We start from the raw sequence: 17,933 nt of genomic DNA, 5'->3' as shown, positions 1-17,933 counted from the left end.
GCTGTGGCCGGGCCTCGGGTTGTTCGCGAGGAGCGATTATTCGGCCGCGTCGCGACCGAGACGAAGAAGCGAGCGGCGGGTTCCTCCTCGCCAAGCCCCTGCTCGCGCAGCGTCTGGAATGCGCGGAACTGGTCGAGCGGATGGAACGCGGTGGACATTCTCGGCGAGAGAATCCTCCACCTCCAGCGTGTCGCCACGGCTGATGATGCAGGGAACACCTGCCGTTTTCGCAAGGCGCTTCTGGGAGACGAGCAGTTCGAGTGCGCGGCAGCGGCGCCCACCGGCTGGGATACGGTAGATGCCGGTCTCATTGCCCTCGCCGTCAAGCTCGGCGCGGACGATAAGGCTGGCGAGCAGGCCGCGATGAGCAATGTCTTCTGCCAGATCCTCGATCGAGACGCCCGCCTTGATCTTGCGGACGTTCTGCTGGCTGAGCACCAGTTTGTTGTAGGGAATATCGCGAGCGGCGCTGAGGGTGACCTTCTGAATGGCCTGTGCCATGTCGTTTCTCCATGACGGGCCGGCCGGAGCCTCTCTCCGAACCTCCAAACCGTCAGTGCGCCAAGCGCAGCCCTCTAACTCTCTCAATCGAAAGGCGGATTCCGAATGGGCTAAAACTACCGCCCCCCCGAGGGGGCGAAGCTCCCTCCCGCCACACGGTGCAGCGTGGGGCGAGAAGCGAACGGGTGAGGCCAGTCGGGTGCTTCCGACCGGGCCGTAAATCAGCAGAACCCGTTAAAGCCGGGCGTAGGGAACTTCCGATCCCGAGAACGGCCCGGCCAGCGAGTCCGCCACGGAGAGGGAAACCGAACCGATGGCGGAAGCCCCGTCAGGAGGTATCTCACCGACTCGGAAGTGGGTGAGCCAGTCGAAAGACTTGTGGAGCGCCGACGCGCAAATGATGGGTGCGCGTCGGGGAAACCCGGCGTCAGCAGCCGCGAAAGCCTGCAAGGTTCGGTCGCCAGAATCCACACGGGGTAGAGTCGGCTCCTAAAGCGGACAAGGGGCAGCCGGAAGAACTTGGGAACCCACCCGCGTTTCCGTCTCTCTTGGGGCGGATGGCCGAAGCGACCGGCGAACGCGCGCGGTGGGGGCGGAGCCCGCATAGTAGTCCGAGGGCGGGAAAGCCGTCCACATGGCGAAGGCGGGTAGTGGATACAAATTGCAAGCAGGAGAAGGACAATCATGTCCGACACGGTGAATACCGAGTTCATTCTCGACATGCAGCGCAAGATGGATAGCCGGATGCATAGAGTGAAATCTAACGAGAACAGGGGTGGCGATATGCCGATACCCCGGCCTTGACCGCGTTATCGGGGTTCGGGAGATTGCCTTTCGTGACTGAACCTCCCGTCTACGACCCCTGCGCATCCCGGTAATACACCTCGCTCACCCGAAACCGTCCATCGATGCGTTTGCACTGGACGATGACGTCGATGGCGATCGTCAACATCTCACGGATATCATGCCTCTCGAGGTCCCTGCCACCTTCCGATTCCTTGACCAACAAGGTCAGCTGTTCGAAGGCACGCCGCGCGGAGTCAGCGTGGACCGTCGTGACCGAACCGGGGTGGCCCGAATTCACATTGCGGATGTAATAAAATGCCGTGCCATCTCGCAGTTCCTGCAGCAGGATCCGATCAGGCCGCATGCGCAGGCAGGATTCGAGCAGATCCTTGGCGCCGACCTTCGCCAGTCCTTGACCACCCTTGGAATAAAAGAGGCGGACGTGGTTCGATTGCGGGATGACCAGCTCGGGCGTGTCCTCAATCGAGATGATCCGTTCACTTGAAGGAATATGACGGATCAGCGCCTTCGATAAGGTCGTCTTACCTGACCCCGTTGCTCCCGAAATGATAATGTTCTTCCTTGCGTAAACGGCTTCGCGCAGAAATGCCTTGTAGGCTCTATTCCTGTGGAACTCTGAAAGCTTTTCGTCCGATGAGTTTCCGTCTCGTTCGGCGTTCACTGCATCGTCGAACAGCCCGCCCTGATCGAGATCGTCCAGGCTCAGCGATGCCGACGACGGCTTTCGGATCGTGACGCTGACGGTTCCATCGGTCGTTGCTGGCGGGATCACGATCTGGATGCGCTCATCGTTGGGCAGTGTGGCCGATAGGATCGGCCGTGTCTCGTCGATCGATTGGTTGGAGTAGCTCGCAACAGCTCGTGCGAGACGCATCAGTTTATCGAACGACAGCTCCGGCAAATCATGGGTCTGCCACCCCGCCGTCCCCTCGGTAACTACCTGCCCCGGCCGATTGACAATAACCTCGTAGAGCGACTTGTCTCGGAGAAAGGGCGAGAATGGAGCAAGAAGCTCGCGCACGACACCGGAGTCTGCCGCTTCTGTCATTTGCGAACTCCTATTTCGTGACGAGTGTCGATGTGGGGGGTGAAGTCGCCGAGCACAGCGCGATCGTAGATCCTGTTGCGAGGTTCTGCCACGCGCAGCCGGTAGACGCTGGAAAAGTGGAGGTCACGGGCGACAAAGATCGAGACCACTTCACCCTGGTGCTTCAGAAGCGTCGGCGGGATGTTGATCGACTGTTCCACGGCAATCGCCGCGGCCTGCTGGCCGGCGCTCGTGGTATTCTGCGCCTCGACATCACCTTCCTGCAGCCGGCTGTTCGCGTAGGAGGCCGCATCGCCGACGATCGACAGCAGGATCGCGCTGCCGAAGCGTTCCCACCAATGCGTATCGACATAGCCATCCATGCCGGCACGGCCAAGAGCATCCGTCGCGGGCGACGCAAGGGTAATGATCACGCCCGTTGGCGTCTTGGCGCGATTCCACAGAACAAACAGGCGTTTCTGGCCGCGGCGGAGGCCCCCGCGATATTCGCCAACGATCTGGGTACCCTTTTCCATTAATACGACGCGGCCATTGTCCGAGAGCACATCGCGGTTGATAACACAGCTTGCAAAGCCGGGCTGATCTGAGGAGAGCGCCGTCTCCAAGACGCAGGGGATCGAGGTCCCCATTGCCACGATGAAGTCCCGGTTGCCGAGTGTTCCCGCGCGCGAGCCCTGCAATTGTGTCGGCGTCAGCATCCGGTTGAACCGCTGGTCTTCGTTTTCCCCTTGCGAACCGAGAGTGCCGGGATTGGCGTCGAGCGGAAGGTAGTGGGAAGAAGTATTGGTGCCCTCATCCGGGTTCTGCCGATGGCGCTGCGGCGCCTTTTCGCCGCCGTAGGCTATCACCGGCGCCCGGCGGGCAGCGTCCAGAAGCTTGTCGTCCCCGGTCGGCTCCTGCTCGGTCACCACAGGCGTCGGCAGTTGGACTTCGATCGGTGTGGTGACCGGCTGGACCGGTTCCTTGACCGGCTCGAAATCCGATGTCTGACGAATCACGACTCGCTCTGGCTGGGCCCCTTCGACCGGCTTGTTCTGGCCACGCATCGACCAGAGCGCAAAAGCGGCGAAAGCAACGATCGACATGGCAACCGCGCCGCGTTTGAGGATCGGGTTGTTGTCGAGGCGACGGCCGGTCGATGTCTCCGCGCGCTCTCCAGGTATCAGGGTGCTGTCTTCCTCGGCCATGATACTTTCCTATTGCGCTTCAGCGGGTTGCATCCTGACGACGCGCTCGACAGACGGTGACGTGGTGTTGGTCTGCGGGTTGGTGCCGACGCGATCGTAGGCCTCGTTGAATACGCAGAGCACGTCCCCTCCCCTGCGCAAAATGAACTTGCGGCTGAGCGCGTGAACTAGCACCAGGTTGCCGTCTACGGATTTCGGGACCAGGCTCTCGGTCCCGTCTGAGTTTTCCATGTAGATCGCCGGCATTTCCTGATTGCCGACAAAGGCGAAGGTGGTGACCTTGCCGTTGTCGTAAACCGCCTGCGGTTCGAGCGAAGCGGAGCCCTGCGCCGAGTAGCGCCAGTTCCGCGGCCCGTAGGCCTCGTGGAGAGCAAGCACTCGATCTGCCTCGCCGGCCTGAGCAGCCTGAGCACGGGCTGCGGCCTCGAGACGGCGGCGTTCCGCTACATCGACCGGATAACGATACTTCACGTAGAAATAGGTGTTCTGCCCGGCTTCGACCGTTCCGTCGCGCACCGTCAGTTCCATCTGATAGCTGCGCGTCGATCCATCGCGTCTGGTGGTCACAACCGAGATATTGGTCACCGGCTGGTGTTCGCGGGGCTTCAGGAACAGGATATTGCCAGCGGGCGCCACCTCCCATGCAACGCTATTGCCGAGCGCGACATGGGCGATCTCCTCGTCGGCGGCAAATTCGACCTGAACCGATGATCGCAACGTCCCGACGATCCTCGTGATGTTGTATGGCTGGTAATCCACGAAACGGACACGGCTATCCTGTGATGCGCCACGGGGAATTTCCAGGGCCAGCGCCGTCGAGGAAACGCCAAGGGTCAGAAAGCTGGCGATCAGGAATATCTGTCTCAATTGATGGCCTCCGGATCGGCTCGATATTCGCTGACGGCGAAGCCCAGGGGATTGACCAACCGGTCGGTGGAGGACATCGGTGCGTTGACATAGGAAAAGGTGAGCGTTGCTACCCAGTGCGTGGTGCGCACGTCGTCTCCGCGGGTGATCGTCCGCATGTAGCGCACAGAGGTCACGTTGGCATTGATCAGGGAGATGGAAACGATGTTGATGCGCGAGGTGGCGCTGCGGCCGTAGATATTCTGCGGAGAGTCCGGGTTGCTGCCTCGGTAGACCGTTGCGAAGCGGGTCTGCTCCGGCTGTGTCGACAGCAAGGCAACGGTGCGGAAATTCTCCTCGGCCTCGCTCCAGACATAGCCTTCTCTCGCGCGCACATACTTTGCCGCGAAATATTTGGTAACGGCCTCATCATAGGTGCCGGCGGTCGACGTCAAGGCCGAGACGACGTCGACGATGCCGGTGGAACTATCGACGCGGACCACGAAGGGCTCCACCGTTTTCAAGGGGGTAAGCCCGGCAATGGCGAAGACGGAGACGGTCGCCACGATACCGGCACAACCAGCAACGAACCAGGCTATGCGGGCGGAGCGCTCCACCTGGATCAGCCGATCCTGATCGAACCGGCGCGCCTTGTCGAAATAGCTTTTGAGATTATCGGACGTCATCATGTCACTTGCCCTCACACGGGCGATAAGACCCTTCCACATCGAAATGTGCGAAGGCGGCCGGCGTGATCGAGGCCGGCCCCTCGGCATAGGACGCGGCATGGCTTGTCGGTTCCGCGGGAGCAACCTCGGTCGCTGGCTGCTTCAGCTTCCTGTTGTCCTCCCACTGCCACATGGACCGGTTCAGTGGCCGTCGGGAGTAGCCGTCACATTTGGGAAGTGGGTGTGTAATCGAGCTGCAGGCGGAAAGTGCCCCGGCGATGAGAAGCAATGAAATGATGCGTAGCATGCAGAAACTACCTGTCCATTTTCTTGAGGGAAACGCCGTCATTCGGCCCTCCCGGTCTTAGGCGGCCTACGGAGCTGGCTCCTCGCCCGATCGCTATCGCGGTATGCAAGGCTGCCCGAGTGAGCGTGCTTTCGTGGGCATCGCGAGCGGCGCCATATCCGTAGGTCAGGGACGCCCCGCCTGCCGCGAGCGCCGACGCGATACCGGGCAACTGGTAGAAGACGTAGAATGCAGCAAGGCAGATGGCGCAGAGGGTGATCGGGCGCATCAGAAGGTCGGTATAGCTTTCGATCGCCGTGAAGGTCGTGTCGATGCAGGTGATCAACAGCGAACCGATCGCAACGACCAGGACCTGCAGAATGACGAAATTGGCGAGCTGGCCGATCCAGGACTCGGTGAAACGACGGGTCGACTGAAACATCGCGAGCGCGATGAAGATCGGGCCGATCGCAAGAATGATGGCGAGCGCCAGCCGCGCATAGAGCGAAACGATGTAACCGATCGCAGCCACGATGACGCTCGCGCCAATGACCATCATCCCGCCAATGCCGGTGACGATGTCGACCGGCCAGGAGGCGCGCGACCAGATCTCGTGGGCGCACTTCTGGCCCTTATCGAGCAGGCTGTCGAACGTGGAGGCGCTCGGCGTCGTGCCCAAATTCAGCGCCTGAGAAATCTCTTTGGGCAGCGTCTCGAAGAAAATATCGGTCACATAGGTCTGGTATTCGCTGGCGTTCCTCACCAGCATCACGATGATGGCGAGCTTGATCGCCCGAAACGCAAACTCAAGGATAGGCTCCTGAACGGAACCGCGCAGGACAAGGTAGCCATAGAGTACGACGTAGAGGGTCAGCGCCGCGGCGAGCGGGCCGCTCACCCAGTTGGCGATGTTGGAGGTGCCGGAGGAGATGAAGTTCTCCAGGGGTGCCTTGAACTGGCCGTCGACAAAGCTGAAGACCTGATACACGGTTCAGCCTCCAAGCGACTTGCGCATGCGCTCAAGACGCAGCTTCCAATCTGCGGCTTCAGCATTCCGGCAATTGGGCGTCTCTCGTAGCTTGCCGGGATTGTTGCGGCATTCTCCCATGATCTTCGTGAGCAGCGGCTCATCTGCCATGAGCTCATCGACGGTGTAGGTTTTTTCCGCCTTACCGGAGCAAGCCGAGAGGGCCAGCGCGACGGCTCCCAAAAGGGCATGTTTCATTTGAGCGCCGCTCCCATTGCGTCCATGCGCTTGCGCCAATCCTCGGCCTTCCGCTGGTCATCGACCTGCACCTGGGCCTGCTGGACCATCTGCAAACCTTGCATACGCAGCACGTCGGTTTGCAGGAACGCCGTTTCCGCCTGCAGCCGCGCCTGCAGATCGGCGATGTCCTTGGCGTCCGCCGCGCCGGAAATCTGCTGGCGCAGTTGGTCGATGCCGTCGATGCGCTTGGTGGCTGCGTCATAAATCTGCTGACCGAGGCTCATCTGCCCTGCATTCTGGTTTTGGACGCGCGACAATTCCTGTGCGTAGAAATCATTGGCGTCCGTGCGATAGGTCGAATTGTCCTCAAGGAATTTTGATGCGGAATTGCCAAAGACGCCGGTGCCCGACCCCTTGAACAGACCTTCGATGGCATTGAAGTCCTGCGGCAGCGCCTTGCGGACGGAAGGATCGTTAAGCAGGCTTGCGACATCCGCCATGTTGGTGATCTTGTTCAGTGATCCATAGAGTTGCTCAGCCTGCTGGAGCTGTTGGTTCAGCGCGTCGAGCTGGGACTTCAACTGCGTGATACTCTCGATCTGCTTGGCGATCGCCGTCTGGTCGATGACCGGGATGCCTTGTGCGAATGCCATTGCGACCGGCATCAAGAAAGCTGCCACGACCAGAGCAAACCGTTTCCTGCTGCTTTTCATCAACCTGCCCTCCTTTTTTGCTGAAACACGGGCAGCCAGTCCTCACGCCGGTCGCCGACTTCCGCCCTGATCGCGTCGGCGAGTTCCACGCTGGCGGTGCGGCCGGACAAGATGTCGAGTTCGTCGTCGAAGCCTCTGAGGTTCAACTCGGCGACAACGCTGTTATGCCCTTGCTTGACAATGAAGCGGCGGCTCTCGACCGAAAGTTCGCGCGAGACAAGCTCGAACTCCCGCTCGGTCAATTTGAATCCGTCGACGTAGTCCGCATGATCGCCGCGCAGATTGGGAAGGAATATCTGCGTCGGGCACTGCTCGATGATGGTGTGGGCGATCGGCGAGACAATGGCGTCGCGTGGGCTCTGGGTCGCAAACAACATCAGCCCGTTCTGCTTGCGGATCGTCTTGAGCTTGTTTTGGGCGAGATCACGAAAGCCTTCGTCCTGCAGGGCCTTCCAGAATTCATCGATCACGATGATGATACGGCGCCCGTCGATCAGCTGTTCGATGCGGAAGAACAGATAGGCCATCAACGGCGTGCGGATTTCGTCGTTATCGAGGAAATCAGTCATGTCGTAACCGATGAATTTGGCGCCGATCCCGATGTCGTCGGCGTCGTTGTCGAATACCCAGCCAAGCGGCCCTCCCCGCTCCCACCGCCGCAACCGCGAGGCGATGCCCTCGGGATCGGTGTTATTGAGGAAAGTGCGCAAGGCGCCGATGGAGCGCCGTTCGACCGGCAGGTCCGCCAGGCCGTCCACGGCGGCTGCGATGTCGCGCAGCTCCGTGACTGTCAGCTCACGTTTCGCCGATCCGACCAGTTTGCCGATCCACCGTGTGAGAAACACCTTGTTTTCCGCGGTCAGCTCAAGTGCCTTCAGCGGCGCGCAGCCGGTGGCAATGCCGTTCTTAAGCGGCAGGTAGCTGCCACCCGCCGCCCGAACGAAAAGATCGGCGCCGCGATCCTTGTCGAAGAAGACCATGTGGGGGTCATGCTTTTCGAGCTGGGAAAGCATGAAATTCAAGAGCACTGTCTTGCCCGTTCCCGAGGGGCCACAGACGAACGTGTTGCCAAGGTCGCTGTGATGGAAATTGAAGTAGAATGGCGAACCGGACGCGGTCTTGAGCATGGCGACGGCCGGTCCCCATTCGTTGCCGTCCTTCTGGCCGGTCGGATAGGAATGATAGGGAGACAGTGCCGCGAAATTCCGCGACGTGATCGCTCCTGAACGCGCACGGTAACGGAAATTGCCTGGCAACTGCCCCCACCAGGCGGCTTCGAGCCCGAGATCCTCGCGAGCCACGACCGCGCCGCCGTTGGTGAGATAGGCACGCGCTTTCGCCATGTGGTCGGTGAGCCCCTTCACCGACGGCGCGAAGACCGAAAGTGCAAGATGGTGTTCTCCGAGCACGAAGCGGTTCGACTCCAGATCGTCCATGGCCTCGCCCAGCTCTTCGATCTGCGATGCCGCCTTGTCGCCGGCACTGACCATCTGGTTCTGTTTCCGCCCCATGATCGTGCGGGCATCGGCCTTCGAGGCAAATGCAAAGGACTGTGTCAGTATGAGCTCGAACGGTGCCGTCAGTATCCCGTCGAGCATGCCGCTACGGGTAGTCGCCGGATATTCCTTGAATCCGAACATCCCCGCATAGCGGCTGTCGGCCTCGTGACGGATCTCGATGGTTTCGCGGCCGAAAATCACCCGATCCGAGTAGATCGCCGAGGATATCCTGCCCTCTGTCAGCGGAACGCGCTCGCGCCGGCCGCCGACGATCTGGTGCAGGATTTCGCTCGGCTCAGAAAACAGGATGCCGTCCTGCTCGTAGAGCGATAGGACGCGGGGCTCGAAGCGGTTCAGGCCCGCCGTGATGTCGGAAACCTTGTCGTGCAGGTGCTTCAGGGCGTTCTCATCAACCTCGACGTCGGCGCGGCGTGCCTTGCGCAGTCGAGAAAGAAGGTTGGCGGCCTTTTCGATCGGATCTCGACCGGGATGCCAGACAAGCGAAAGGTAAAGATCGTTGCGAAACAGATCCTCGCCGATCATGCGCTTGCGATATCTCGCGTTCAGCCTTTCAGAAAAGGGATTGGCGAACTGTCCTTCCGGATAGTCGTTGTCTCGACGACGAACGACATGGGTCCAGAGCGCGAGGCGCTCATCGGCGATATTCCGGTAGAGCGTGTTGAGATTGCGGTGCATTCCGTTCAGGTCCAGAATGTCCGCGGTTTCGAAGGAAACACCGTCAAGCGCGATCATCACCATCAGCGCTCTGGAATCGAGCGCAATCGTTGCCGTGTCGATATGGCGTACCTGCGGAATGAAGGTTTCCGGCCCGAGTTCGCGGGACCGAAGCGTTGCGATGCTAGGCAAGGCTGAAGTCCCTTTCGTCATAGTGTCTGGCGAGCTTCAGAGGCGAGAGCGTGGCGCCGCCCCAGTAGAACGTGTTGCGCGATCGCCCCCGGGTCTCGATCCACGACAGGAGGATCCGGAACATGTTATGGTCATGCTTGACGAGCGTCCGGAATACGAAGTGAAAGACGACGCCGACGAGCGCGTAGGTGATCGATCCCACCGTGATGTAGAGGATGGTCGTGAGCATGATGTTCAGGCCCATCGCCTCCATCGTCACACCCGCGATCATCGCCGGACGAGTGCAGGCAAGGAACAGAGTTTCTTCTTCAAGGCTGGGAATGCTCGCCATGTCGCTCAACTCCCGACGATGGTATTCACGAGCTCGGTGGCACCGAAGATTCCGCCAATGCCGATGATCCAGAAGCCGGCGCGCCGCAGATCCATGTAGCCGAACATCCAGGCAATGCAGATGATGATCACTGCGATGACCGCCAGCAGACGAGCAATGTTGCCAGTCAGCATGTCGACAATGTTCTGCAATACGGTTTCGATACCAGCGGCCTGGGCAAAGGCCGGTTCAACCATGCAGGCAACGATCGCTGCTGCCATCAGGGAGGAGGCCGCAACACGGCGAAGACTGGTTTTTGAGATCATTCACTTTGCTCCGATCGATCATTCTGAAACACGAGAACCGAGGATTCCCGCCGGGTGTTGAAGACGTCCCACGATGCAGTTTCATCGGCTTGGGGAAGGAATTTGGTGCCTGATGACGCCTCCTGAGTGCCTGCTGGCTCGATGAGGGGTTCTTCCCGTGGTCCGGCGATGGTGACAGACGCCAGGTTGGGAGACAGGCGGGCCATTTCCTGACGGACCTGTTCGTCGTAGTTGATCATCTTGCCAACAGACGGATCATCTCGTCCGTAGTAGGACTGGAGCATGACGTTTTCGGCTTGCGCGGCATCGGCGCCCGCGTGCACGGCAAGACGATAGTACCCGTCGAGGAGAGTGGCTGTGGCCTTGAGGTTCAGGCAGGGGTCGAACGCCTCTGATATCGAAAGCTTGAGCTTGCGCAGCTCCTCCATGCCGATACCTCCAAGGCCGATCTGGATGTCCTGGTGATCCGCAACGAGAGAGGTGGCCAGCTCAATTGCTTCCTCCTTCGATGCCGGTTGGCTGGCAAGCGGCGGGCCGCTGTTGATGCGAATGGCGAAGGGCTCGAAACGGCTCTCAAGACTGACGACGGCGGCCAGTGTTCTGATTTCCACTACAGGTGCGCAGTTCTGGGCGAGATCCACGAAAGCGACGGCCATCGATCAGTACCAGATCCGCTGCGTTCCCGACCCGTCGATAGTGACGTCGACATAGTGGGGCTGCGATCGCTTAATTGGGCGAGCGGTCGAATACCCCATGCACTGGAGGCGCCCTCCCTCCCGCTGCCAGCGTGGTGACTGGACAGAACCGATGTTGGAATTGTAACCGTCCCTGCTATTGGAGCAGAACGCACTACTCACGCGCTGTAAGGATGTCGACACGCAGGTTGCCTCCCGCCAGCGCGGCCGATAATCGCCCACCAAGCGGTATCCCGTTGCGCAGTAATACGGCTCGTAGCCTGGGCGCAAACTGTGGAAGTCGACGCCACTGCATGTCGGGAACGAATGCCCCTTGGCAAGCTCCCGCCACAGTTTCTGGATCGGCGGTCGGCATTCCGCAAATTGAGTTGGGCTACCGGGGTTGGAGAGGCAAAGGATGACCTGGCACCCCCAATCACTTGCTTGCGCTTTACTGCCCGAAATAAGATAGGGTGCTAAAATGTAGCAGGCGCCCACAAGCGAGTTGAGCAGAAGGTTTTTCATGGACACGACACTCCAAAGACATGACATCCCGTCGCAGTGGAGGTGGGTTACCTCTCTGCATCGCTATACTATCGTATATAACACAGTAAAATAACATGACAAGAGCGCTCAAGACTCAATGGCACAATCTTGCCTTCTCAGGTCTCATTCTGCATGAGATTCTCGATCACCCACTCGAAGACGAGACGCCTCAGGCAAGGTTGAAACAGGTCGGTATGATGACCATCCTGTACAGCATGAACCAGGGCCACCAGAAGCTAACATTATCTAATATAATGGAAATTACGGCTCTGACGCGCAGCGGCGTGAAAGAGACTGTTGATCTTCTGGTAAAGCGCGGAATGCTAAAGGAGAAGATCGTGAAGAACTCAATGGGTCGCGGAACGGCACGACAATTCGAGATCTCCGAGAAACTGCTGGAGAAGCTGAGCTCCCTCGGGGCCGGATAGGTAATGAGTTTTAAGTGACGATTTTTTAGGCCATACAAAGAATTTGATCTAGCCGCGATGTCGGGCGATTTTCGCGGAGACCTCAGAATCGGCCGCCAAGGCATCGAACTGTTCGGCGATTGACAGTCTAGCGGTGTGAGCGTTCCACAACTGGCGTTTGCGCAGCATGTGGACTATCTCGATGTCGGAGGGCCGGCGTCGACAGGCGCGTGCGCGCATACAATTGCTTCCCAGCCTCAAAATTCCGATTCGCCCCGGATGACCCGGGTCAAAGACGTATGGAACACGATAAATTCATTCGATTGACTGATAATCGAATTCGGTGTATATCTGCGTCATGGCTAAAATTGAAAATGATCAGAATACCCCCTCGTCCCGCAGCGATCTGACCCGCGAGAAACTCCTCGCGGCTTCGCTTGACGTGTTCGGCCGCTATGGCTTCGACGGCGCCTCGACCCGCCGACTTGCCGATGCCGCAGGCGTCAACCTGCAGGCCATTCCCTATTATTTTTCGGGCAAGGAAGGCCTCTATATCGCCACTGCCGATTACCTGACGGAGCTGATCAGCAACCATGTCGGCGACATGCGGCAGCGCGTCGGCGCCCGCATGGTGGCGCTTGATGCAGCCGGGGAGCCGATGTCACCCGAAGAAGCCCGTGGTTTCCTGGCCGAAATCGCCCAGACGATGATCGCGCTCTTCGTCAGCAAGAAATCCGAATCCTGGGCGCGCTTTATCATCCGCGAGCAAATGGAGCCCACCGAAGCCTTCGCACGGGTCTATCAGGGCATCATGCGGCCGATGATCGAGATCGCCCGGCGGCTGATCGGCACGATCCTCGGCGAGGATCCTGCCTCCGAACATATGCGGCTGCGCGCCTTTTCCTTTATCGGCAGCATCCTCGTCTTTCGCATGGCGCACGCCGCGGTGCTCGCTCAGATGGAGTGGGAGACGGCCGGTCCGCATGAGGTCGCTACCCTGCGCAATCTGGCCGCCGAGCTCGTCGCAGCCCTTGAGCCCGTCAAAGGAGGCGGGGCATGAAAAAGATCATCATCATTCTCCTTCTGGCAGCGGTGGGAGCCGCTGGCTGGTGGTTCGAGCTGCCCGCGAAACTCGGATGGGAGGCCGTCGAACAAGAGGACCTGGTGCTCTACGGCAATGTCGATATTCGCCAGGTCTCGCTCGGCTTTCGCGTCAACGGCCGTTTGTCGGAGGTCGCGGCCGATGAAGGCGACACCGTCAAGAGCGGTGCGGTTCTCGCCAGGCTCGATGCCCGGCCCTACGACTACGCCGTCCGCTCGGCGGAGGCCAATGCTGCTGCCCTTCGCGCCACGCTCGACAAGCTGAAGGCCGGCCCCCGCCCGACCGAGATCGCCCAGACGCGCGCCAACTACAATGCGAGCATCGCGGAACTCCAGAATGCCGAGCTCGAACTCACTCGCGCCCAGCAGCTTCGTCCGCGGGGCACGATCTCGCAATCGGCTTTCGACCAGGCAACGGCTGCGAAGGCGATGGCGGCGGCGCGCGCGGAAGCCGCCAGGCAGGCGCTGAACCTGATCGAGGAAGGGACCCGCGCCGAAGACATCGCCGCCGCCGCAGCGCAGTTGCAGGCAGCGGAAGCGACGCTGGCCTCGGCCCGCACATCACTGGAAGATACTGAACTGCGTGCGCCGAATGACGGCATCATCCTCTCGCGGGTACGCGAAACCGGTGCCATCGTTGCGCCGGCGGACACCGTCTTCGTCCTGTCGCTGACGGAGCCGGTCTGGGTGCGCACGTATGTTGCCGAACCTGATCTCGGCCGCATCCATCCCGGCATGAAGGTGAAGGTGACGTCCGACACCCGCCCGAACGACGCTTATGACGGCACGATCGGCTTCATGTCGCCGGTTGCCGAATTCACCCCGAAATCGGTGGAAACGGCGGAGCTTCGGACCGACCTCGTCTACCGGCTGCGCATCGTCATCGACAAGCCGGGCCTGGATTTGCGCCAGGGCATGCCGGTCACCATCCACCTTCCCTTGGCTGAGGCAGCGGGACAATGACCGCCCACCCCGACAAGACCGAACTGGTCCGGCTGTCGGACGTGACGAAGCGCTTCGGTGACGCTCCGCCGGCGCTCGATGCCGTGTCCGGCTTGATCCTCGGCGGCGAGATCACCGGGCTCGTCGGTCCCGACGGCGCCGGCAAGACGACGCTCATCCGGCTGATGACCGGCCTGATGCTGCCGGACAGCGGCAGCGTCGACGTGCTTGGCTTCGACACCGCCAGGAACCCGGCCGCAATCCAGGCCGCCATCGGCTACATGCCGCAGCGCTTCGGGCTCTACGAAGACCTGTCGGTGCAGGAAAACCTTGATCTCTATGCCGACCTGCGCGGCCTGCCGAAGGATGAGCGGGCGGCGACCTTCGACGAACTCCTGACCTTCACCGATCTCAAACGCTTCACCAGCCGGCTGGCGGGTAAGCTCTCCGGCGGCATGAAGCAGAAGCTGGGGCTTGCCTGCGCGCTGCTGAAGAAACCGCGTCTGCTGCTGCTCGACGAGCCGGGTGTCGGCGTCGATCCGATCTCGCGCCGCGATCTCTGGAAGATGGTCGAAGACCTGACGAAGGAAGGCATCGGCGTCGTCTGGTCGACCGCCTATCTCGACGAGGCGGAAGTCTGCGACGGCGTGCTGCTGCTCAATCAGGGAAAACTCATGTTTTCCGGCAAGCCGGCGGATATGACCGCACGTGTCGAGGACCGGGTGTTCCGGGTCTCCGGCGTCTCCGGGCGCAAGCGGCAGGTGCTGGCAAAGCTTTTGGAGGAAGAGGGTATCATCGACGGCGTCATCCAGGGCGAGGCCTTGCGGATTGTCGCCGGGGAAGGTGCAGTGCCGGCGTTCCGATCCGCCGGAGACGGCGCAAAGGCTGCCCCTGCCCCGCCGCGCTTCGAGGATGCCTTCGTCGACATGCTCGGCGGCGGGCCGGGCGGGCGCTCCAAACTCGCTGAAGCGCAGCAGACGCTGGCCGCAACAGATGATCGCCCCGTCATCGAGGCCAGGGGGCTGACCAAACGCTTCGGCGATTTCACCGCCGCGGACGGCATCACCTTCGATATCCAGCGCGGCGAGATTTTTGGACTGCTCGGGCCGAATGGCGCCGGCAAATCCACGACCTTCAAGATGCTCTGCGGCCTGCTGAAGCCGACCGCCGGCGAAGGCCGTGTCGCCGGCTTCGACCTGCGCCGCGATGCCGCCTCCGCACGCAACCAGCTCGGCTACATGGCGCAGAAATTCTCGCTCTATGGCGATCTCAGCATTGCCCAGAACCTCGATTTCTTCGCCGGCGTCTATGGCCTTTCCGGCCGGAGCAAGCGCGACCGCGTCCACCTGATGAACGAGATCTTCGATTTCGGCCGCCATGCCGGACAATCGTCCAAGGACCTGCCGCTCGGCCTGAAGCAGCGGCTGGCGCTCGCCTGCGCCGTCATGCACGAGCCGCGGGCGCTGTTCCTCGACGAGCCCACCTCCGGCGTCGATCCGATCACCCGGCGCGAATTCTGGACGCATATCAACGCACTGGTCGAGAAGGGCGTCACGGTGCTCGTCACCACCCATTTCATGGAGGAGGCCGAATATTGCGACCGGATCTCGCTGATCTATCGCGGCCGCTCGATCGCGCTCGGCTCTCCAGATGAGCTGAAGGCGAGTATCGTCACCGACGACCAGCCCGATCCGACCATGGAGGACGCCTTCATCGCGCTCATCCGCCAATCCGAAGCCGAAACGAGGCAAGCGGCATGAGCTCGACACCGGACAGGATCAGGCGCTTCGCGGCGCTCGTGCGCAAGGAGAGCTATCAGGCCGTGCGGGACCCCAGCACGACGCTGATCGCCTTCGTGCTGCCTTTGATCCTGCTCTTCCTGTTCGGTTATGGCGTCTCGCTCGACACGACCCGCACGCGCGTCGGCCTCGTCATGGAGGAAACCACGCCGCTCACCCAGAGCCTTGCCGCTAGCTTCGAGGCGTCGCGTTATTTCACCGTTGCCACCGGCCGCGACCGGCGCGTTTTCGAGGAGGATCTGGTCAATGGCCGCATTCGGGGCATTCTCGTCATCCCCGCCAGTTTCACCACCGACTATGCCGCCGGCAACCACCCGCAGGTGCAGGTGATCGTCGACGGCTCCGAGCCGAACACGGCGAATTTCGTCCAGAACTATGCGCAGGGCACCATCGCCAATTGGGAGCGCCAGCGGCAGGCACTGATGGCCGAGGGTGCGCCCGCCGTCTCCATCGAACAGCGGTTCTGGTTCAATCCGGAGCTCACCAGCCGCTATTTCCTCGTCCCCGGCTCGATCGCCATCGTCATGACGCTGGTCGGCACGCTCCTCACCTCGCTGGTGGTCGCCCGCGAATGGGAGCGCGGCACGATGGAGGCGATGATGGCGACGCCGGTGACGGCGGTCGAGCTCTTGATCGGCAAGATCTTTCCCTATTTCCTGCTTGGCCTTGCGGCGATGACGCTCTGCGTGCTGCTCGCCGTCTTCCTGTTCGGAGTGCCCTTCCGCGGCTCGGTCGTCGCGCTCTACGCCCTGTCGGCGACCTTCCTCATTCCGGCGCTAGGCCAGGGGCTGCTGATCTCCGCGGCGACAAAGAACCAGTTCCTCGCCTCGCAACTGGCGCTGATCACCGCCTTCCTGCCGGCTTTCCTGCTCTCCGGCTTTCTGTTCGAGATCAATTCCATGCCTGATGTCATCCAGTGGATCACCTTCATCGTGCCGGCGCGCTACCTGATCCCGAGCCTGCAGACCGTGTTCCTCGCCGGCGATATCTGGCCGATGTTTCTGCATTCGATCGCCGTCATGCTCACGATCGGCGCTGTGTTCTTCATGCTCGCCGCCCGCAGCACAAGGAAGAGGATCGGCTGATGTGGTGGACGCGGCTTCGGGCCCTGATCGTCAAGGAACTGCTGGCGGTGTTGCGCGACCCGAAGGGCCGCGCCATCCTGATCGGCCCGCCCCTCATCCAGCTCCTCGTCTTCTCTTATGCGGCAACGCTCGAGGTGCGCAATGTCGACGTCATGATCCTCAACCGCGACTCAGGCCATTGGGGACAGGAACTGGTCGAGCGCATCGACGGTTCGCCAACCTTCCGGAAGATCGAGATCGCCGCCAATCCGCAACAGATCCACGAGGCGATCGACGGCCAGGATGTCATTGCCGCCGTCGAGATCGGCCCGGATTTCTCCCGCGGCATCGAGGCGGGAACGCCGGTCGATCTGCAGATCATCCTCGATGGGCGTCGCTCCAACGCCTCGCAGATCGTCTCCGGATACCTGACCCAGATCGCCGGCGGACTTGCCGCCGAGACGCCGGCCGGCAAACGGTCCGCGGCCCGCTCGATCTCGACCATTCCGCGCAACTGGTTCAATCCGAACCTCACCTATCAATGGTTCATGGTGCCGAACCTGATCGCCAGCATCGCGCTCCTGATCGGCCTGATCGTGACAGCCCTGTCGATTGCCCGCGAACGCGAACTCGGCACCTTCGACCAGCTGATGGTCTCGCCGCTGCGCGTGCATGAAATCCTGATCGGCAAGCTCCTGCCGCCGATGATGATCGGCCTCTTTCACATCACCCTCTATATCCTGGCGGCCATCTTCATCTTCGGTCTGCCGCTCCGGGGATCGCTGTTCTTGCTCTATGGCAGCGGCATCTTCTATCTTGCGTCGGTGGTCGGCATCGGCCTGTTCATCTCGGCGCTCTCGATGACGCAGCAGCAGGCCATCCTCGGCGCCTTCCTGTTCATGGTGCCGGCCATGCTGCTCTCCGGCTTCGCGACGCCGATCGAGAACATGCCGGACTGGCTGCAGCCGGTGACGCTGGTCAACCCGCTGCGCTACTTCCTGATCATCGTGAAGGGCGTCTTCCTCAAGGATATCGGCCTTGCCGAGGTCGTACACCAGACGATCCCACTCTGCTTGATCGCCGCCGTTACCTTGAGCGCTGCCGCCTGGCTGTTTCGGCGGCGGCTGGAATAGCG

At 61.1% G+C, this 17,933-nt stretch carries 19 protein-coding genes and 1 pseudogene; 6 read left to right on the top strand and 14 right to left on the bottom strand.

The window, feature by feature from the left end; genetic code table 11:
• Positions 1-47: 47 nt before the first annotated feature.
• The 14 genes and pseudogenes from WI754_RS06035 to WI754_RS05970 form a co-directional block, all read right to left on the bottom strand.
• Positions 48-501, bottom strand: a pseudogene (locus WI754_RS06035) (ParB/Srx family N-terminal domain-containing protein); the annotation flags it as partial.
• Positions 502-1,354: 853 nt separating this feature from the next.
• A complete protein-coding gene (virB11, locus tag WI754_RS06030) occupies positions 1,355-2,356 on the bottom strand; it encodes a P-type DNA transfer ATPase VirB11 (RefSeq protein ID WP_349436793.1) in 1,002 nt (333 codons plus the stop codon).
• Positions 2,353-3,543 (bottom strand): type IV secretion system protein VirB10, encoded by a 1,191-nt coding sequence (gene virB10 / locus WI754_RS06025; RefSeq protein WP_349436792.1) that lies wholly within the window; start codon positions 3,541-3,543, stop codon positions 2,353-2,355. Before virB10 ends, virB11 begins: the two co-directional genes overlap by 4 nt.
• Positions 3,544-3,552: 9 nt before the next feature.
• The gene (gene virB9, locus WI754_RS06020) at positions 3,553-4,410 is read right to left on the bottom strand and encodes a P-type conjugative transfer protein VirB9 (RefSeq protein WP_349436791.1); all 858 of its coding nucleotides are present in this window, start codon (positions 4,408-4,410) and stop codon (positions 3,553-3,555) included.
• Positions 4,407-5,078: a virB8 family protein gene (locus tag WI754_RS06015; protein ID WP_349436789.1), complete on the bottom strand. Its 672-nt coding sequence runs from the start codon at positions 5,076-5,078 to the stop codon at positions 4,407-4,409. Before WI754_RS06015 ends, virB9 begins: the two co-directional genes overlap by 4 nt.
• Before the next feature lies 1 nt (position 5,079).
• Entirely contained in the window at positions 5,080-5,364 is a 285-nt protein-coding gene (locus WI754_RS06010) for a hypothetical protein (protein ID WP_349436788.1), read from the bottom strand.
• A gap of 7 nt (positions 5,365-5,371) precedes the next feature.
• Positions 5,372-6,331, bottom strand: coding sequence for a type IV secretion system protein (locus WI754_RS06005; RefSeq protein WP_349436787.1), 960 nt, complete (start codon positions 6,329-6,331; stop codon positions 5,372-5,374).
• 3 nt (positions 6,332-6,334) lie between these two features.
• Positions 6,335-6,568: an EexN family lipoprotein gene (locus WI754_RS06000; RefSeq protein ID WP_349436786.1), complete on the bottom strand. Its 234-nt coding sequence runs from the start codon at positions 6,566-6,568 to the stop codon at positions 6,335-6,337.
• Entirely contained in the window at positions 6,565-7,263 is a 699-nt protein-coding gene (gene virB5 / locus WI754_RS05995) for a P-type DNA transfer protein VirB5 (protein ID WP_349436785.1), read from the bottom strand. Before virB5 ends, WI754_RS06000 begins: the two co-directional genes overlap by 4 nt.
• Positions 7,263-9,629: a VirB4 family type IV secretion system protein gene (locus WI754_RS05990; protein WP_349436784.1), complete on the bottom strand. Its 2,367-nt coding sequence runs from the start codon at positions 9,627-9,629 to the stop codon at positions 7,263-7,265. Before WI754_RS05990 ends, virB5 begins: the two co-directional genes overlap by 1 nt.
• Positions 9,622-9,960, bottom strand: coding sequence for a type IV secretion system protein VirB3 (locus WI754_RS05985; protein ID WP_349436782.1), 339 nt, complete (start codon positions 9,958-9,960; stop codon positions 9,622-9,624). The genes WI754_RS05990 and WI754_RS05985 overlap by 8 nt, the downstream gene beginning before the upstream one ends.
• Before the next feature lie 5 nt (positions 9,961-9,965).
• Positions 9,966-10,265, bottom strand: coding sequence for a TrbC/VirB2 family protein (locus WI754_RS05980; RefSeq protein ID WP_349436781.1), 300 nt, complete (start codon positions 10,263-10,265; stop codon positions 9,966-9,968).
• Positions 10,262-10,921 carry a lytic transglycosylase domain-containing protein gene (locus WI754_RS05975; RefSeq protein ID WP_349436780.1) on the bottom strand — a complete coding sequence of 220 codons (660 nt, stop codon included), beginning with the start codon at positions 10,919-10,921 and terminating at the stop codon, positions 10,262-10,264. The genes WI754_RS05980 and WI754_RS05975 overlap by 4 nt, the downstream gene beginning before the upstream one ends.
• 3 nt (positions 10,922-10,924) lie before the next feature.
• Positions 10,925-11,464, bottom strand: coding sequence for a hypothetical protein (locus WI754_RS05970; RefSeq protein ID WP_349436779.1), 540 nt, complete (start codon positions 11,462-11,464; stop codon positions 10,925-10,927).
• A gap of 95 nt (positions 11,465-11,559) precedes the next feature.
• On the opposite strand from WI754_RS05970, the gene WI754_RS05965 reads away from it, so the two are divergent.
• The 6 genes from WI754_RS05965 to WI754_RS05940 all read left to right on the top strand — a co-directional run bounded on the left by WI754_RS05965 (position 11,560) and on the right by WI754_RS05940 (position 17,931).
• Complete coding sequence (locus WI754_RS05965) at positions 11,560-11,913, top strand: MarR family transcriptional regulator (RefSeq protein ID WP_349436778.1); 354 nt, start codon at positions 11,560-11,562, stop codon at positions 11,911-11,913.
• Positions 11,914-12,250: 337 nt separating this feature from the next.
• Complete coding sequence (locus WI754_RS05960) at positions 12,251-12,952, top strand: CerR family C-terminal domain-containing protein (RefSeq protein WP_349436777.1); 702 nt, start codon at positions 12,251-12,253, stop codon at positions 12,950-12,952.
• Positions 12,949-13,956: a secretion protein HlyD gene (gene hlyD / locus WI754_RS05955; protein ID WP_349436776.1), complete on the top strand. Its 1,008-nt coding sequence runs from the start codon at positions 12,949-12,951 to the stop codon at positions 13,954-13,956. Before WI754_RS05960 ends, hlyD begins: the two co-directional genes overlap by 4 nt.
• Positions 13,953-15,695 (top strand): ATP-binding cassette domain-containing protein, encoded by a 1,743-nt coding sequence (locus tag WI754_RS05950; RefSeq protein WP_349436775.1) that lies wholly within the window; start codon positions 13,953-13,955, stop codon positions 15,693-15,695. The genes hlyD and WI754_RS05950 overlap by 4 nt, the downstream gene beginning before the upstream one ends.
• Complete coding sequence (locus WI754_RS05945) at positions 15,692-16,819, top strand: ABC transporter permease (RefSeq protein ID WP_349436774.1); 1,128 nt, start codon at positions 15,692-15,694, stop codon at positions 16,817-16,819. The genes WI754_RS05950 and WI754_RS05945 overlap by 4 nt, the downstream gene beginning before the upstream one ends.
• Positions 16,819-17,931 carry an ABC transporter permease gene (locus tag WI754_RS05940; RefSeq protein ID WP_349436772.1) on the top strand — a complete coding sequence of 371 codons (1,113 nt, stop codon included), beginning with the start codon at positions 16,819-16,821 and terminating at the stop codon, positions 17,929-17,931. Before WI754_RS05945 ends, WI754_RS05940 begins: the two co-directional genes overlap by 1 nt.
• The last annotated feature ends 2 nt before the right edge of the window (positions 17,932-17,933 follow it).

It is taken from the genome of Pararhizobium sp. A13 (assembly GCF_040126305.1).
In the GTDB taxonomy this organism is placed as follows: domain Bacteria; phylum Pseudomonadota; class Alphaproteobacteria; order Rhizobiales; family Rhizobiaceae; genus Pararhizobium.
The sequence above is the reverse complement of the archived record's forward strand: the minus strand, read 5'-3'. Positions and strand labels throughout refer to the sequence as shown.

Bases quoted from the DNA above. Each gene is read 5' to 3' on its own strand.
- virB11 (WP_349436793.1), bottom strand. From the start codon at position 2,356: ATGACAGAAGCGGCAGACTCCGGTGTCGTGCGCGAGCTTCTTGCTCCA.
- virB10 (WP_349436792.1), bottom strand. From the start codon at position 3,543: ATGGCCGAGGAAGACAGCACCCTGATACCTGGAGAGCGCGCGGAGACA.
- WI754_RS06015 (WP_349436789.1), bottom strand. From the start codon at position 5,078: ATGATGACGTCCGATAATCTCAAAAGCTATTTCGACAAGGCGCGCCGG.
- WI754_RS06010 (WP_349436788.1), bottom strand. From the start codon at position 5,364: ATGCTACGCATCATTTCATTGCTTCTCATCGCCGGGGCACTTTCCGCC.
- WI754_RS06000 (WP_349436786.1), bottom strand. From the start codon at position 6,568: ATGAAACATGCCCTTTTGGGAGCCGTCGCGCTGGCCCTCTCGGCTTGC.
- virB5 (WP_349436785.1), bottom strand. From the start codon at position 7,263: ATGAAAAGCAGCAGGAAACGGTTTGCTCTGGTCGTGGCAGCTTTCTTG.
- WI754_RS05985 (WP_349436782.1), bottom strand. From the start codon at position 9,960: ATGGCGAGCATTCCCAGCCTTGAAGAAGAAACTCTGTTCCTTGCCTGC.
- WI754_RS05980 (WP_349436781.1), bottom strand. From the start codon at position 10,265: ATGATCTCAAAAACCAGTCTTCGCCGTGTTGCGGCCTCCTCCCTGATG.
- WI754_RS05975 (WP_349436780.1), bottom strand. From the start codon at position 10,921: ATGGCCGTCGCTTTCGTGGATCTCGCCCAGAACTGCGCACCTGTAGTG.
- WI754_RS05970 (WP_349436779.1), bottom strand. From the start codon at position 11,464: ATGAAAAACCTTCTGCTCAACTCGCTTGTGGGCGCCTGCTACATTTTA.
- WI754_RS05965 (WP_349436778.1), top strand. From the start codon at position 11,560: ATGACAAGAGCGCTCAAGACTCAATGGCACAATCTTGCCTTCTCAGGT.
- WI754_RS05960 (WP_349436777.1), top strand. From the start codon at position 12,251: ATGGCTAAAATTGAAAATGATCAGAATACCCCCTCGTCCCGCAGCGAT.
- hlyD (WP_349436776.1), top strand. From the start codon at position 12,949: ATGAAAAAGATCATCATCATTCTCCTTCTGGCAGCGGTGGGAGCCGCT.
- WI754_RS05950 (WP_349436775.1), top strand. From the start codon at position 13,953: ATGACCGCCCACCCCGACAAGACCGAACTGGTCCGGCTGTCGGACGTG.
- WI754_RS05945 (WP_349436774.1), top strand. From the start codon at position 15,692: ATGAGCTCGACACCGGACAGGATCAGGCGCTTCGCGGCGCTCGTGCGC.
- WI754_RS05940 (WP_349436772.1), top strand. From the start codon at position 16,819: ATGTGGTGGACGCGGCTTCGGGCCCTGATCGTCAAGGAACTGCTGGCG.